At 40.4% G+C, this 16375-nt stretch carries 19 protein-coding genes; 2 read left to right on the plus strand and 17 right to left on the minus strand.

What is annotated here, in order from left to right; genetic code table 11:
- Nucleotides 1–188, plus strand: a 188-nt coding sequence (locus A994_RS13485) for a hypothetical protein (RefSeq protein ID WP_237739667.1), incomplete at its 5' end; no start/stop codon positions are given.
- 539 nt (nt 189–727) lie between these two features.
- On the opposite strand, the gene coaBC is transcribed toward A994_RS13485, so the two are convergent.
- The 17 genes from coaBC to A994_RS00085 all read right to left on the minus strand — a co-directional run bounded on the left by coaBC (nt 728) and on the right by A994_RS00085 (nt 15114).
- Nucleotides 728–1909, minus strand: coding sequence for a bifunctional phosphopantothenoylcysteine decarboxylase/phosphopantothenate--cysteine ligase CoaBC (gene coaBC / locus A994_RS00005; RefSeq protein WP_004029172.1), 1182 nt, complete (start codon nt 1907–1909; stop codon nt 728–730).
- Between the two features lie 62 nt (nt 1910–1971).
- On the minus strand, nt 1972–2472 hold the full coding sequence (locus A994_RS00010) for a KH domain-containing protein (RefSeq protein ID WP_004029173.1): 501 nt from the start codon (nt 2470–2472) through the stop codon (nt 1972–1974).
- A gap of 649 nt (nt 2473–3121) precedes the next feature.
- Nucleotides 3122–4033 (minus strand): S-4TM family putative pore-forming effector, encoded by a 912-nt coding sequence (locus A994_RS00015; protein ID WP_004029174.1) that lies wholly within the window; start codon nt 4031–4033, stop codon nt 3122–3124.
- Between the two features lie 290 nt (nt 4034–4323).
- Nucleotides 4324–4851: a PsbP-related protein gene (locus A994_RS00020; RefSeq protein WP_004029175.1), complete on the minus strand. Its 528-nt coding sequence runs from the start codon at nt 4849–4851 to the stop codon at nt 4324–4326.
- Between the two features lie 216 nt (nt 4852–5067).
- Nucleotides 5068–5703 (minus strand): hypothetical protein, encoded by a 636-nt coding sequence (locus tag A994_RS00025; protein WP_004029176.1) that lies wholly within the window; start codon nt 5701–5703, stop codon nt 5068–5070.
- Nucleotides 5696–6505: a prephenate dehydratase gene (gene pheA, locus A994_RS00030; protein ID WP_004029177.1), complete on the minus strand. Its 810-nt coding sequence runs from the start codon at nt 6503–6505 to the stop codon at nt 5696–5698. The genes A994_RS00025 and pheA overlap by 8 nt, the downstream gene beginning before the upstream one ends.
- 334 nt (nt 6506–6839) lie before the next feature.
- Nucleotides 6840–7988 (minus strand): RNA ligase, encoded by a 1149-nt coding sequence (locus A994_RS00035; protein WP_004029178.1) that lies wholly within the window; start codon nt 7986–7988, stop codon nt 6840–6842.
- A 145-nt stretch (nt 7989–8133) separates the two neighbouring features.
- On the minus strand, nt 8134–8949 hold the full coding sequence (locus A994_RS00040; protein ID WP_004029179.1) for a CBS domain-containing protein: 816 nt from the start codon (nt 8947–8949) through the stop codon (nt 8134–8136).
- Between the two features lie 17 nt (nt 8950–8966).
- Nucleotides 8967–9806, minus strand: coding sequence for a CBS domain-containing protein (locus A994_RS00045; RefSeq protein ID WP_004029180.1), 840 nt, complete (start codon nt 9804–9806; stop codon nt 8967–8969).
- Nucleotides 9807–9839: 33 nt separating this feature from the next.
- Nucleotides 9840–10781 (minus strand): CBS domain-containing protein, encoded by a 942-nt coding sequence (locus tag A994_RS00050; RefSeq protein WP_004029181.1) that lies wholly within the window; start codon nt 10779–10781, stop codon nt 9840–9842.
- A gap of 41 nt (nt 10782–10822) precedes the next feature.
- On the minus strand, nt 10823–11077 hold the full coding sequence (locus A994_RS00055) for a hypothetical protein (protein WP_004029182.1): 255 nt from the start codon (nt 11075–11077) through the stop codon (nt 10823–10825).
- Nucleotides 11059–11871: a CBS domain-containing protein gene (locus A994_RS00060; protein WP_394295001.1), complete on the minus strand. Its 813-nt coding sequence runs from the start codon at nt 11869–11871 to the stop codon at nt 11059–11061. Before A994_RS00060 ends, A994_RS00055 begins: the two co-directional genes overlap by 19 nt.
- 10 nt (nt 11872–11881) lie before the next feature.
- Entirely contained in the window at nt 11882–12442 is a 561-nt protein-coding gene (locus tag A994_RS00065) for a CBS domain-containing protein (RefSeq protein WP_004029184.1), read from the minus strand.
- 11 nt (nt 12443–12453) lie between these two features.
- The gene (locus tag A994_RS00070; protein WP_004029185.1) at nt 12454–13197 is read right to left on the minus strand and encodes a 7-carboxy-7-deazaguanine synthase QueE; all 744 of its coding nucleotides are present in this window, start codon (nt 13195–13197) and stop codon (nt 12454–12456) included.
- Entirely contained in the window at nt 13169–13645 is a 477-nt protein-coding gene (locus A994_RS00075) for a 6-carboxytetrahydropterin synthase QueD (protein ID WP_004029186.1), read from the minus strand. The genes A994_RS00070 and A994_RS00075 overlap by 29 nt, the downstream gene beginning before the upstream one ends.
- 332 nt (nt 13646–13977) lie before the next feature.
- Nucleotides 13978–14550, minus strand: a complete 573-nt coding sequence (locus A994_RS00080) for a DUF366 family protein (RefSeq protein ID WP_004029187.1) — start codon at nt 14548–14550, stop codon at nt 13978–13980.
- A gap of 180 nt (nt 14551–14730) precedes the next feature.
- Nucleotides 14731–15114: a PPC domain-containing DNA-binding protein gene (locus A994_RS00085; RefSeq protein WP_004029188.1), complete on the minus strand. Its 384-nt coding sequence runs from the start codon at nt 15112–15114 to the stop codon at nt 14731–14733.
- Between the two features lie 33 nt (nt 15115–15147).
- Here A994_RS00085 and A994_RS00090 point away from each other — a divergent pair, with 33 nt between their 5' ends.
- Nucleotides 15148–16173 carry a DNA polymerase subunit beta gene (locus tag A994_RS00090; RefSeq protein WP_048203974.1) on the plus strand — a complete coding sequence of 342 codons (1026 nt, stop codon included), beginning with the start codon at nt 15148–15150 and terminating at the stop codon, nt 16171–16173.
- Nucleotides 16174–16375: the final 202 nt, after the last annotated feature.

Genomic DNA, 16375 nt, shown 5'->3' on the forward strand with positions numbered 1-16375 from the left:
AGCCCATATCTTTAAAATATGCAACTAAATATCACCACATACTACCAAATATTTCATGGTATTTGTACCAACATCAAACCCGAATACAGTATGCTTGTCGCAAAGATTCAGGCCCTCATATATTTAGCCACCAATGGAAAAATGCAGCTTTCATAGAGCGATATTTTCGCACTCCAGCCCACGCCTAATTAGTGGCACATACTATACACAGAGACCATACTTCTACAAAATTATTAGAAATTATTGCACAAAGTGTTAGGATTATCCAATACATACAGTTTTAAACAGCAAATAAAGGCTTAATCTGAAGTTTTCAATAATCGGATATTTTTTTGGTAATTCGTTTGATTTTAATAAAATAGGTTGGGAAGATAAAAAGTTGATGATTTAATTTCGGTCATATTACTCAAGATACAAAGAGCTAATGTAAATGTGTAAAAATTTTAAGAAAAAACAGTAAAAAGTAATAGATAGTTTCAACTAATTATAGGGATTCTAAAAAAATAGAATTTACAAGCCAAGGATTCCTTGAAAACTCAGGGATTCCTTGAATTATTTTGAATTAAAGTATTCTTAAATTGATATTTAGATTCAAATATTAGATTAAAGTATTCTAAATTGATATTCCGATTGAAAATATTAGATTAAAGTATTCTAAATTGATATTTAAATTGAAATATTTAGATTGAAGTATTTTAAATGGAATTACTTATTTAATTGAATTCTTCTAAATAATTCTCTCCACAATCCTTCCAATGACCAGGGCAGCTATTTCTTCCTTGGTGCTCAGGGGAATTTCCCATATTTCATCATCCACCAGAACCACTTTGTTCTGGTCTGACCCGAATCCTGCACCTGCTTCTGCCACGTCATTGGCAACCATCAGATCTGCACCGGATTCTCTCATTCTCCTCTTGGCTGATTCTACCAGTTCATCTCTGGAGACATTGTACTCTGCTTTGAATCCCACCAGGTAAATTGCAGGGTTGTGTTCCTTGACCTGGTTTATGATCTTAGGGGCAGGTTTGAGTTTCAGGGTTGCTTCACTGGCGGAGGATATTTTGAATCCTCTCTCTGTTATGGATCCTTTTTCGGTTACAGATCCTACTTCTGCCACTGTGAAGTCACTGACTGCTGCTGCAGCAATGAACACATCACAGTCAATGAGGTTTTCTTCCAGTGCTTTTGCCATTTCCCGACTGGATTCAACTTTTATCCGGTTAAATACTTTGGGAATTTCCACTTCCACCCTTCCAGTGATAATGGTGACTTCAGCACCGCGACGGAAGGCCTCCTTGGCCAGTTCAACACCCATCTTACCAGAACTACGATTGGTAATGCCCCGGATAGGGTCAATATCTTCATAAGTACCCCCTGCACTCACCAGAACATGGCGATCCTCTAAACCACCAGCAGAGGTAGCTTTCTGGGCTTGGAGCACAATATCATCAACTGATGGGAATTTAGCTTTATTTTCCTCTTGTTTAGGCTCCATGAACACCACGCCCTCTTTTTTGAGTTTCTGGATGTTCTCTTCCACTGCCCGGTACATGGACTGGTGCATGGATGGTACAAAAATAATGGGAGTGTCGTATCCACTGGCAGTTAATAATAGCGTGTTTATGGGGTTGTCCGCTATTTTATAAGCGAATTTGCTGATTACATTGGCGGTGGCTGGTGCCACCAGGATCAGATCCTCATCCGCATACTTAACATGCTCAATATTCCCGGTGAGTTTGGTGATCACCTTTTCTCCAGTGGCAAATTCAAGTGCATAAGGATTGATAATGTCACAAGCACCATCAGTCATGAAGCATTTAACCTGGAATCCCTTCCTTTTCAGTTCCCTGGCCAGTTTTACTGTTTCTACAGCGGCCACACTACCTGTAACACAGAGCATGATTGTCATGTAATTTCCCCATCAACCTCGGATTTTCATAAATTATCTTTAACCCAATTCAAGTCCATATTTTAGTTATTACGGTCAATAACTACCAGGGTTTTCTCCCCGGTTAATTCCTGGATAATACTGTTTAAAAGGTCCAGTTTAGCAGGTAATCTGCGGGCATCTTCTTTTCTTACCCGTATCTTGTATCTTTCTTCTCCGTCTTTCCCGTAGACTATGTTGATGCCTGAAATACGGGCAGGGGCTAGTATGTCGGTGGCCACGGATTTTAGGTCCGAGTTTTCTCCAACCACCCTTATTTTTCTTTCCACAGTTTTGGATATTTCCCTTACTATTTTACCGCCCTTACCAATGAGTTTACCCACCTGGTCTTTTTCGGTTATAATAATAACCACATCTCCGATTTCAATGGTTTTCTTAAAACCGATTTTACCATCACCTACACGATAAATGAGCTTTGAAATGTCCAAGTCAAGCTGACTTATTTCTCCATTTTTCAGCTTATTCTCACAACCTTGACATAACATTTCACTCTTTAAACAGACATCGCATACTGGTAAAACCATCCTAAATTCCTCCTTAGTTTTAGTGGATAATCCTAAAGGCACCCACCAACTGAGTGGGAACCCTGATGAATTATATTGAAATAAAAATTTTAGTTATCCCCCGTGTTATGAGTTCAACCCAACTAACTCGCGGTTGCATCCCTCCATTACTAACCCACCCCTAATTTAATGCTTGGACGACCTATTCTAGTTTAGTTTTGAAATAATAGAAGCCAACCTTTAAATTTCGAACTATTACCCACAAATATGAGTAAATTATGAATCACAGGATTCTATGAATCACAGGATTTGAATAAAATAAAAGCAGATTTTGACTTACAGTCCTCCACTCTGTCCTGTGAAGATCAGTACTATAACATTTGCTATTTTCTACAGTGTAGCATATAAAATTTTGGTATTATCAAAGATAACCCCTAGATAGGCGAACCTCCTCATTATAAAAAAACGGGTTTACTCATTGATTGGCATAATTTAGGTATCTAATTCACAGTATTTTATTTGGAAAATGCTGATTAGTTTTATTAAAAAGATTACTTTTATTAAAAAAATCTAATTAAGTTTAATGATTATAGTAATTGTACTTTTTACAGTGTTTAATGATAATATTACAAGTAATAGTACTTTTTACAGTAATTGTATCTTTATATAATTAATCCTGGGATAGATACTCTTCAACCATGTTATCTGGTGTGTATCTGGAACTGGGCAGTTCATCGCGGAATTTTTCATAAAAGTAGTTCAGTATAACTGGGTCAATTTTTCTTTTCTCAAAAAGTTCATCCTGAATTTTTAGACTTAACCTGAACAATTTCTCATCACTGACTCCTGAGAGTAGTATCTCATCCCATATATTCTCAATTTTATTTTTCAGGACCATGGAACGATTGATTGAATTGGAATTATCCTGGATGAGTTTGGTTATAAAGACTGCTGCTGGTAAAAAGGGTAATAACAGGTTGCTCAGGAACTGGAAAATAGTAAAACTGTTTAAGGTGGCAAAAATTACTGATAAAATAAATAGCACCATTACCAGCAATTTAACGGATCGTATAAATTTCTTCCTTACCCTACTATCCCCTCCCAGAAACTTCCTCTGACAGATTATCCTCCCCACAGAAAGGGGAACTCTGGTTACAGATAGAGGATAACAAGCATCGATTTTGCCCAAATCAGGGTCTTTCTCAAGGTATTTAAGAGTGTAACTATTTATATCCTCAGATTTGGGTTTTTCCAGTTTAATTCGATTCCATGGTAATTCTAAAACGTCACAATCAAAATCTTGTTGTATTAAGAAAGCTTTAATCCTGATTTGAGATATTTTAGGATATATTAAAATGAAATTGGATAAAGTGACAATGAAACCGAGTAAAGGGGGTACTATGGCTATTTCTGGACTGATAGTTTTGGTTATGACTGTAATGGTTGCCACCATAACTGGAAGGCTCACCAGGAATATTTGCAGTTTAACCAGATTCCTAGCCCGGTTATTGAGATTTTTAATGGCAACAATTTTAAGCAGGTTTTCTTTTCTGTTTTGCCTTTCTGCAATACCATTACTCAAAACCCAAAGCCCCCTTCAAATTAAAACAAGCTAAAAGTTTGATTCATACATTCATTTCTGTGATTCCTGAAATATATAGGATTAGCACATTGAAATAGGATTAGCACATGAAATAGGATTAGCACATTGAAATTGGAATAATACATTGAATTGAAGTTGGTGTTCTTATAACCAAAATAGGACTAAAGAAGAATCTAATTAAAAAAGGATTGAAAAAGGATTGAAAATAAAAGATAAAAAAGTAGTAAATTAGATAAATGCACTTTTAAGATGCTGGAATGAGTGCATTCTTAAGATGCCTGGAATGAGTTCACTACCAGGTCGAAGTTGGATTGCTGGGCATCGTAGTCTTCCACCCTGGCACTGCACAGTATCACGTAGATCGTGCTGCCTTTTTGTGTCCACACCGCCCGATACTTCTTGGCTATTCCTTCTTCAGAGGAGCTGTACACCATTTCATAAACTGTAGCACCGCTCAGAACGATTTGACCCTCTAAAACCTTAGTTTTACCCGTGTTGTTGAAGAATTTAGCATAACTCTGGTCATAGGCTGTTTTCAGATCATATGTGGTTGAGTTTGGTGTCTGTATCACCACGGAAGTGGTGGGGTTTCCATTAACCACTGTATTGGGATCTCCCACTGAAGCCACCGCATTGGGTGAGCTTACTGCAGCCACTCCCCATGAATGGGGGTACTGGAATGAAACACCGTTTGCAGAGTAATTGTTGCTTTCGTTGTTTTTATCCTCATTGGTAACACATCCTGAAACCATAACTGCCATGAGGATAACTGCCATTAATGGGAGAATTTTATTCATAAAATAAACACCTAGTATTTAGTTAGTCATTTTTTTACTTTATTTAAATTCAATATTTAATTCTTAATTCTATATTACATATTGAATTCCTATTAATCATCTCGGGATTAACCAATAAAAGAATAAATCTTATTTTGAATTAATCTCATTTTAAAATCATAACCTGGGAAGCATTAGCTCCCCTCCGGTTTTTTTATAAAATAATGGGAATTTCCATCAACCCGTAGTATTAACGGGAGTTGTTGGTTCGGTTGGAGTCTGAGTATTGGAACTCGTATCTGTGGTGGTGGTTGTTTCTGTTGGGGTGGTCTGTGTATTGGTATCAGTAGTTGTAGTGGTCTTAGTAAAGTTAGAAGTAGTAGTGGTGGTATTGTTGACTGGTGTTGGTAAGAATGCGCTGGCATTAACTGTCATGGCCACTTGAGGTGTTTCACTGGGTTTGTTTATTAACATTGTTCCCATGGAAGTTCCTACTACAAATGCCAGGACAATGAAGGCCACTAAACCTATTTTTGCCCTTTTACCAAACCATTCCTTACTGGGCATATCTTTGCTTTTAATGGATTCTGGTTTGGTAATATATTTTTTAAGCATTTCCTGCTTTTCAGCATCATCAGCCAGTTTTTTCTTCTCTGCTTCCTCATCGGACCAGTAGTCAAGGGATTTTTCAGATCCCAATCTACCCTGCATTCTACGCACGTGATCTGCGGCATGAAGGGTTTCCAGTTCCTGCCCGATATCCCTTTTCTGGGCGAAATATTCCTTCTTTGATATGTTTCCTTTATTATAATCTAATTCCAGCTCTTCCAATCTTTGGTCGAGCTTTTTTTTACTTGAAACTATTCTAATCATCTCCTTCCTGAGGATATGATCCTAAAATCTTTATGTATCCTACCTTTGATTGTATCCTATTTATAACATTCATGATTTTTATATCCCTATGGTGACCCTCCATATCCACAAAAAAGATATAACTTCCCAGCTTCTCCTTGGAAGGTCGGGACTCTATCTTGGTCAAGTTTATATTTTCACTAGCAAATTCCCCCAGTATATCATACAAACCCCCTGGACGGTCCTTGGAAAGGCACAAAACCACTGATGTCTTGTCTTTCCCAGTGGGACTGTGGTCTTCCTGGTCAATAACCACAAACCGGGTCATGTTATTTTTATGGTCCTGAATATCTTCTTCTGCAATCTTAAGACCGTATAACTGGGCTGCCCTTTTGGTTCCAATAGCCGCTGCTTTCATATCACCCAGTATCATCTCGGCAGCTGCAGCAGTGCTGCGGGCAGCCTGGGTTCGTACTCCCCTTTTCTCCAGGAACATTCTACACTGTGAAAGAGGTTGGTAATGAGAATAGACTATTTCAACATCCCCTAACTCAGCCTCTGGATTTATTAAGAGGTTGTGGTTTATGGGGAGTATGATTTCTCCCCTAATTTTCAGGAGGTACTGGTGGGCCAGGAGATCCAGGGTTACTCCCACTGAACCTTCAATGGAGTTTTCTATGGGCACCACTCCCAGATCAACTTCACCAGTGTGTACTGCTTCAAATACTTCGGGTATGGTATCATAGGGGACCATTTCTCCCCTGAGAGTAGATGCTGCTTCTTCAGTGAAGGTCCCTGCGGGTCCAAAATATCCTATTTTCATAATTTTTACCTGATCATTGGGTGGTTAACAAGAGCGTCAATGTATTTTAATTAAGAAATTTTTATTTTTATTCAAGAGTATAATAGATTTCAAATTTCTATCTGAATTTAAAAATTATATTTAGGTCAGGGAATTTATCTTTGGTGAATTATTGATGAATTGAATGAATTATTATGGAATGAAATCTATGAAATGAATTTACCTAGGAATGAATTTATCGCATGAATAATTTTTCAATTCAGTAATAAAAATTATTCTGTTTAAGTTATTAAAATTAGCTTCAATTTTATTGGTTTTTTAATTTTATTTATAAATCCAGATTTAACCCCTAACTTTAGTACAATCCACCATCAAGATAGTTGTTTATCCGATCGTTGGTGGACTGGTGTACTCTTCTTATAACTGCTTTACCCTCTTTTATCTCAGCCAAAGTGGCCATGACCTTTAAATCACGGAGGTAGCGTATGAATTCATCTGCTTGTTCCTTGTTTTCCACTTCGATGAGCAGATCCTCTGCTGCCAGTTCACCATTTTCCACCTTACTTATGGTTTCCAGCATGGGGTAAAGTATGGATTCTCCCATTCGCAGGGCTCTTTCCCGACGAGCATCCTTTGATTCAGCTGTTTCATGGGACTGGAATCCTTCCCTGATTATCCTGCTAAATAAAAATGCACGGGCCAGGTCAAAGGGAAAACTCAGTGCATATTCAAGTTCGGCTGCCTGGGCCTGGGATGAGGTGTACTTCAATGGATCCAGTTGCATCTGGGGGTCTTTCATCACCACTCCCTCCCGGTCATGCTCTCCCAGTTCCTTCACGATCTCCAGGATCCTCTGGGGTGCCTTTTTAACTGGAAACACTCCCAAAAGCTTTACTGGTTCCAGGTTGTAATCTGCCAGTATCTCCCTTTTGGCCATTATGGGTAAGGCCACGTTGGTGAGTTTTTCCCTGAGATCGAATATTCGGAACCCTAACTTCCCCACCTCAGGGTAGTAATGGGAGACGTAAGGGTTCAGGGTGCCCACCATTTCTCCACAGATAACCATCTGAGGATAATCCTGGAAGAAATCATCCAGATCCAGTATTTCCCGGGCCTTACGGCTGGTGTATGGACATACATAACCTCCCCGGGTAAAGGCCACTATTTCAGAATCAACCAGAGCTATGCGAACGTTGTAGCCGTTCATCTTCTCTTCTACTGCCACTTTGTCCGGGAAATGTTTTTCCAGTGCCGGGTGTAACATAAGGATTCTTCTTATCTTGGGGAATCCCCTTATAACTTCTATTTCTTCCCCTTTTATTACCATGGTCCCTGCTTCAACTGGTCCCAGCCCTTTCCGGAACTGGATGGCATTCATACCTTTCTTCTGGTATTTTTTTATGATACCCTTGTGGTAGGCATCCTCCAATCTAGGAGATGGTATATCCAGTAGATGGGAAACTTCTTCATCATTTACCAGAGGTGGAATCTTTTTTTCTCTCATATGACCCGGTTTAAAATGGGATTTTTTTATTTCAGATAGTAAAGTTATGATAATGTTTATAAAAAAAGTTAAAAATGGGGATTATAGAAATCCCCCTTTATATGGGTTTTAGTTTTAGATCATTTTTCCAGTTCTTATTCATAGATCATTTTTCCAGTTCCACCACCAGTTTCAGGAAGTCGGTTTTGGTGATGATTCCACTCATTCCCTCTTCATTCATCACTGGTAATCCACTGAAGTTTTCATCCAGCAGGATCTGTGCTGCTTCGGCCATGGTTGTTTCTTCGGTGATGGTTTTCACGTTCTGGATCATCACGTCTTCCACCAGCAGGTTACGTATTCTGGCGGGTTTGTACTTGTCAGGAACGACTTTTCGGAAGGACATCATGGCCATGGCGATGTCTTTAGCAGTTATCATTCCCTGAAGCTGTCCATCTTCCATTACTGGGAGTCGACCAATACCTTCATCAATGATGATCCTCCTGGCGTGTACCAGCCGGTCCTGTGGTCCGATAGTGGTGACATCAGATTGCATTCGCTCTTTAACTGTGATGTCGGTGAATGGTCTGCCCTGGCAGGTGTGCAGGAAGTCTGTTTTGGTGATCATCCCTATAATCTCCATACCATCGGTTACAGTCAGGCCCCCAATTCCATTTTCAAGCATAAGTTGGGCTGCATCCCCCAATGTTTGGTTTCCATCAGCAATTAATGGTTGGGCTGTCATCACTGTGGAAACATGGAAGTGGGATGGTGCCAGGTTGCCGTATTTGGATGAACCCAGGCGAATGGATATGTCTTTCTCGGTTATGATACCTACCAATTCTTTTTGATGGTCCTGGTTGGTGTTTATAACCGGTAACCTGGATACTTTATTTTTTTTCATTAATTTCAGTGCATCATGGATGTTCTGGTCTTTGTCCACTACAACTGCACCTTTGGCCATTATATCTTTCACATGCATCTTGGATTCCCCCGGTATTACTGTATTCCCCGGATTATATCCGTTTTGGTGATTATTCCCACCAGTTCATTGCCGTCTACAACTGGCATTCCACTAACCTCATTTTTAGCCATTATTGCAGCTGCACTGGCGGCGTCTTCGTCCTGTTCGATTTTTATAAGGTGATTGGTCATGATATCCCCTGCTGTGACCATGGACACCTCCCGAACATTTCTCTTCTCCTGACCGTCAATGTTACGCAGGAATGCTATTTTCTCCACGCTTACTCCGGTTTCAGGATCTTCTACATTGGCAAAGGATATGTTAGCAGAGGTTATGATACCCACTGGCTCATTATCCCTCATCACGATGACTTTACCTATTTTATCATCTTCCATTACACTTATGACATGACCTATGCTGTGGTTTTCATTGACAGTTATCACTTCGCTGGTCATGAGGTCGGATACTTTCCATTTGCCCGTGTATTTCTGGAGGTAGAAGTTCATAAGGTCGCTTTTGGTTACAATCCCCACTACTTCATCCCCATCCACAACCGGTACTGAGCTGATGTCGTTTTTGATCATGAGCTCTACTGCCTCCTGAACTTCACGGAAGGGGTTGATGGTTAGTGGATTGGGTGTCATGACCCGGCGGATGCTGATTTTGTCGATGGTCCTCCTTTTCCATTTTGGTCCGTTGGATCTCATTTTTCGGGTTAAGTCTTTTTCAGTCAGGATGCCCACTGGTTTACCTTCCTGGTCAACTACTAAAATGCGGCTGTAACCGTATTTAATCATTAGGTTTCGGGCATGGCTTACTTGTTCGTTTTCCTCGGCTAAGATTACTTCCTCGTTCATTACATCCTCGATTTTCATCATGCAACTCACCCCTAAACATTTGAAGCCGGTTTAGGAACTCACGGCTCTTAATATGTCACTTTCTGTTATTATTCCCCGTAGTTCCCCATTTTCAACTACGGGAAGTCCACCTATGCCTTTTTCTTCCATCAAGTCACATATGTCTCCTAGATGGGCGGTGACTGTGGCTGAGATTACTTCAGATTCCATGATCTCGGTGATGGTGGTGTTGAGGATTTCCTCGGCACTGTTGGTTATCATGTGTTCAAAGGCACTGTTTTTACCTAAAAATTCCAGGATATCGGTGGCGGTGACAATTCCCACTATTTTATCCTCTTCAGGGTGAGGTGTCTTACGCTCTTCACCCACTACCGGGATTCTGCGGAGTTTGTTACGGACCATTATCTTGGATGCCCCTTCAATACGGGTCCCGGGGGTGGTGGTGATTACACTGTTGTGCATGTAGTCTTCAACCTTTTCATCGGTGAGTACTCCGGCCATCAACAGTACAAAATCTCTTTCAGAAACTATTCCTTCTATTTTATGATTTGAATCCACTATAGGCAGGGCCCCCACTCCTTTAGCAGTCATTTTGGTTACTGCATTGGTTATGGAGTCCCTGGTATTGATGGTTTCCACGTTACGAGTCATGATCATTTTCACTGGTTCGTTGATGGCTGCAGGGAAGTTGTCCTGATGTTTTTCTTCCAGGATCTTGTACTTGTCCCCACCTCCTAAAAAGTCCAGAATGTCCATGGATGTGACGATTCCCAGAAGCTTCTCACTCCCTGGATCAGTTATGGGAAGTCGTCTGAACTTGTTTTTTACCATTATTTCAGCCGCTTCTTTTATGGTGGCGGTTTGAGGTGCGGTTACCACCTTTTTCGTTGCTATGCTCATCACGTCTCCATCATGCTGGGATTCGTGGGTTTCAAATTCCAATGGACCGCGGTCCATTGATTTCACCAGGTTTATGGTTTGTCTTTTTCTCATCTATACACCTCTAAATATTAGAGATAACATTGAATCCATCTTTAAGCCTTTAATGTGGGCTTAAAGATAACCTTGAATTCAGATATAACCTTGAATAAATTCTTAAAGGTAACCTTTAATTCATCCTTAGATTTAACCGTGAATAAAGCCTTGAATTCGTATTTATAGATAGAATTGTTGTAGATAGAAATAATCCTGAATTTATCTAAAATAACATGATTTCTTAAAAATAGTTTAGCACCCAATTTAGGGGATGTTACAGTTACTGGCCGGGACATCATCTGATATAGGACCATAAAATATCTTCCCTTGAAACTATACCAACAAGATCGGCTTCTTTAGCTCTTCGGGGTTCTCTTTTAACATATACTGGATTTTCAACCACGGGTATTCTCCCAATATCGTACTCCAGTATTATTTCCCCAGCCTCGCGGGTAGGGGTAAGGGGGGTTGCCACCACAGGGGGTGTTTTCATGACCTTCTCCACCATAACCGAACCACCTCTTTCATGGGAATCTGACTCAAACCCCATTCTGGCATTGCCGGATTTGATGATGTCCATCCTGGTGATGATCCCTATGATTTTATTCTTCTTCATCACTGGCAGTCCGGAAAATCCGTATTCATCCATTCGTTTCCATACATGAGATATTAGGTCATTGTAATTGCAGGTAACCACGTTGGGACTGATTAATCCCTTCAGGGTTTGGGTGTCGGTTTCAAGTCCGTTGTAGAGGAATTTCCTTAAAATATCAGCTACAGTTATTATTCCCACCAGTTGCATGCTGTCTGCTGACTCCACTACCGGAGCGTACACAGTGTCTGCTTTCATTATCTCCCTGGCAAGCTGGAGTAAATCCATATCTGGAGTGGCTATCACCCGGGGTTTTTGCATGATACCCCTGGCATCAATGTTGGATTTGGTGGATGATATGTTCATCATATCTCCACGGGTTATAGCACCTTCTAAGCGGTTATCGGACACTACGAGGATAGTACGGAATCCTTCTTCACGGAAGATTGATCTTACCCTGGTAGCATGTGTATCCACAGATACGGTGACAGGATCCGGGGTCATTACTTCTTCCACCGGGCTCAAACTATTCACCTTCTAAATCTTCTTTACACTCCTCACAAACGTACTTTCCATCTACTTCATCCAGATAATCCAAGTAATTTCCACATACTTCACAGGTTCCAGGTACTGATTTTTCATTGTCAGAGTAATCTATCTGGTGGCTCATCTTGGCGTTTTCCACCAGTATTTCAGTGAGCTCTGGTGAAACTGTCATTACATCAGTGGAGGTTAATATACCAACAAGAACTCCATTATTTACCACTGGCAGTCTTCTTATCTTATTTTTAGCCATGGTCCTTGCTGCTTCGTTGAGTTCACTTCCGGGGGTGATTTTGATGAGGTCCCGGGTCATGACCTCGGCCACCGTTATCTGGCTGGCCTGGATATCCATGGATACAACCTTGGTTATAATGTCACTTTCGGTAATCAGTCCTTCCGGTTCTGAATTACTCCGGATAATGAGGCTTCCAATGCCCTTCTGACTCATTATAGCCGCAGCTTGGGCAATGCTGGTTTCGGGGTCTACAGTTATCACACTTGATGTCATGGCGTCGTGCACAGTCACTTGGGTATCCATTTCCATCTAAATACCTCCTATCTTAGGTTAAGAAGTTTATGAACCTGGGGTATGGTTAACACGTCAAGATATTCTCCTGCTTTCTCGGAAATTTCCAGTAGTTTGTGAGTTTTCCCAGCCCAAAGTTCCAGGGGACTGACCGGTTGAACAACCAGGGATATTTTACTGGTATCCTGGATTTCATCCCTTATTCTGGCTGCTATACAGGCCACTGTGTCCGTTGTTGTGGAGGGCTGTACTACTAACTTACAGTAACTATTTATCCCCTTTTTTATTAATAGCTTTATGGATTTTATCTCCTGATTCATGAGATCATCCCAGTCAGAAACCGCCTCATGCTCCGGGAGTTTCACATCCATGGACACATACTGCACTAATTCTGTTAATTTAGCCATTTCATCAGGTAATGAACCATTTGTTTCCAATAGAGCAGGTAAAGGATATTTTTCCAGGAATTCTTTAATAAAATCAGCGTGTAATAATGGTTCTCCCCCGGTGAATGAAATTGAGTGAAAATCTGGGGTTATGAGTTCATTGATTTTCTCGTATAGGGCGTCTATGTCAAACTCTTCACCATAACCTGGATCACGGCTTAAGGAGGTGTCACAGTAGTTGCAGTTTAGGTTGCATCCGGTGAACCTTACAAAGACCTGTCTACGGCCCAGGAGTTTTCCCTCCCCCTGTATGCTTGAAAAAATTTCCGAAATTCTAGTTTTTATTTCAAATCCCCCATTACTCGGCTTTTTTAGTGGAATAAGCACCCTGACCTATTCCCTCGTTCACGCATATCTCCACACTTTTAATGTCTCCCTCATCCTGAAGTGCCTGGAAAAGCTTACCAGCCAGGTACTCTGCCAGGTCCTCAGCAGAGGTGGAGGGTAGTGGTAGGAGACAGCAGTCTTCCCGGGGGATTTTATATTCTTTATTCCCGATGGAAAACTCTACTGGGTCTTTGGATTTGAATTCAAGTTCTTTACTGTTTTCAGGTATGAGGAGTTTGTGATCGAGTTCTTTGCACATTTTCCTTACCTGTGACTTGACTGTTTTAAAGTCAGCCACGAATCCAAACTGGCCACCACGTTCTCCTTCCACAACTACGTCCACGTGGTAGGAGTGTCCGTGTATCCCTCCACAGAATTCATGGCAGGGTATCATGTGGGCTGATGCGAATCTCAAGTTAGCGTGTATTCCATTAATAACTATTTTCATTTAAAAAACCTTCTAAAACATTTTTAATGATTTAATAACCTTTTAATAACTGTAAATCTATCCAATTGTAAATTTATTCCATCAAAATTTTTTAATTCTCTATTATAATTATTTTAATTTGAATCCATATCATGATATCTGATGGATTATGAGATCTGACCAATATGATACCTGACAGAACTCATGAAACCTGACCAATGATACCCAACAGAGCTATGAGATCTGACCAATTATAATACCAGACAGAACTCATGAAACTGACTAATAATACTTAACAGAGCTATGAGATTGACTGATTATGCTTCTTGATGAGTTATGAATCCAACGAATCTCTAAAACACTCTGGTCTTGCTAATATCCTGTTCTATGTCAGAAATTTCCATCACATACCTTTCAGAAATATTTTTTGCGAGTTTGGTAACATCTTCATGGGTTAAATGTGCCTTGCACTCAGTCAAACCAGTGGTTTTAACATCATCCGGTGTTCCCTGGCTGGTCAGGTTCATGGCAAAGTGGATTTTCATGCTACTGATGGAACAGGTGGCAATGGATACACTGAGCTTACCTCCATCCAAGTAGATATCATCACCCTTGCGGAGTGTTTTTATACCCAGTTCTTCCAGTAAATCCTTTACAATCATTACCAGAATCCTTTGCCGGTGGTAGCAGAGCCGCATGTCTGCGGGTTGTATGTCAAAGTGTTCGATTATGAAGTGCACCATTTCATCGGATTTTATCTCCAGCCCCACATCCTCGTAATCAATTAACTCGTCTGAGTGAATGTTCATGGGACCGATCCAGGTTACAATACTGGATCCCTTTATTCCCAGAGCCTGGAATGCCCACATTGGATTAATCTGACTTCCATCGTACAGCATACCAGATTCGAGTGTTTTTTGTTTCATGATAATCAGACCCTTTTTTAGTATGGCTATTTGAGCAGGGTTATAATTTTTTCAAATGGGAATATTTTCAATTCAGTATATTTTCAATACAGTATATTTTCAATACAGGATTATGATTAATGATTTAATGATGTTATTAAGATTGGATTTGATCATTAATGAGTCTGTCTTAATTCAGGCCTACTTGGGGAAAACTTCAAGTTCACGATAACCAGTTTCAGAGTCAGATACTCGCTTGAAAACCATGTCTGGACACAGAATGCAAACTTCAACCGTGGTGTGCACTGGACAGCCAGTCATCAGGTGTCCTCCTGTGACATTGCCCTGGCTATCAGCCACTGCCAGGTGCAGGTGAATCCCATTGGTGGCTATGGTCCCGGTGGCAGAAACTATCTCCAGTGGCCCTTTAATCATCTTTTTATTACCATCTGCCATTCTTAATACTGCTTCATCCAGGCTACCAACTAAACACAGGATTACACCAGATTTTAACCCATGTTTATCCCTTATATTTTCAAGGGACTGCTTGAGGTCCTGGCCTGGCACCAATCTTTTTACTATCATATTTAATAATATGCCCATGCATTAAATTAATTCATGCAAGCCAGAGTCCGAGACTTTATCTACACCAAGGATGATCTTTTCTTGGCCACAACCACCTACCTGCACCCAGATGATCGAATACAATCATTTTTACGCTACATTCCAGATCCAGAGGGGGAAAGATCCCTGAATGGCTCCAGGTACAGTAAGGTGGATTCACAGCAGGCTTATGATTTTTTAAATGAGTATTATCCTGATTATCTTTTTGATTGTGAAATTACACGGGTTAAAATGATGGGTGCACCACTCAAAAGAGTGGAAAAGATACTGAGCCCAGTTGATCGCCTCAACCAAATAATGGAACTTTCCTCACCCAACGATCTTCTCCGGAAGGTGATTAAAGTGGCAGATACCTTCCACGAAGAGGCAGGTATCAACCCAAAACACCTGGGCATATCCGGATCAATACTGCCCAATTTATACGACCCCATGGTTTCCGATATTGACTTCGTTGTTTATGGCCTTAAAAATCACAGGCAGGCTATGGAAACATTTGAATCCATGAAACATGATACTAACAGCCCTTTAAAAGCTATTGAGGATGGTTACTGGGCTAAACTATACGCAAAGAGGATCAAGGATTCTACCTTAAGTTATGATGAATTCCGGTGGTACGAGGACCGTAAAAATAACCGGGGAGTGGTGGACGGCACTCTGTTTGATATTCTGGCCACCAGGGAATGGGATGAAATCACCGGCAAATATGGTGATGAGACCTATTCACCCTGCGGAACCATTGAAATTGAGGCAACTGTTTCTGATGCTCTGGCAGCCTTTGACAACCCTGCAGTTTACCAGGTGGAAGATGTGAAGATACTGGATGGTCCTGATGTTTACCTGAAGGAGGTGGCATCCTACACCCATACTTACTCTGGTCAGGCCAGAGAAGGGGAAAGGATAGTTGCCCGTGGAAAGTTGGAAAAAGTTATAGGTAAAAAAACCCATTACCGCTTGATTGTAGGAACCACCAGAGAATCCTTAGGAGAGTATATTAAATTAAAGGATTTGAAAATAAATTAAATGATTCAACAGTATATTAAATACCCAATATCACTTTTTAAAAACAGGTTTACTAATAAATTGGTTACTAAAAATTTTGGTTTACTGAGAAAATAAACCCCTTTAACTAACCACATCATCATTACTTAAACTCACTAAACAATTGTTATATTAAGCCACTCATAGAAATTATAAAAAAGTAAAAATATCAAAAAAGGATTTC

This window comes from Methanobacterium formicicum DSM 3637, from assembly GCF_000302455.1.
Lineage (GTDB): Archaea > Methanobacteriota > Methanobacteria > Methanobacteriales > Methanobacteriaceae > Methanobacterium > Methanobacterium formicicum_A.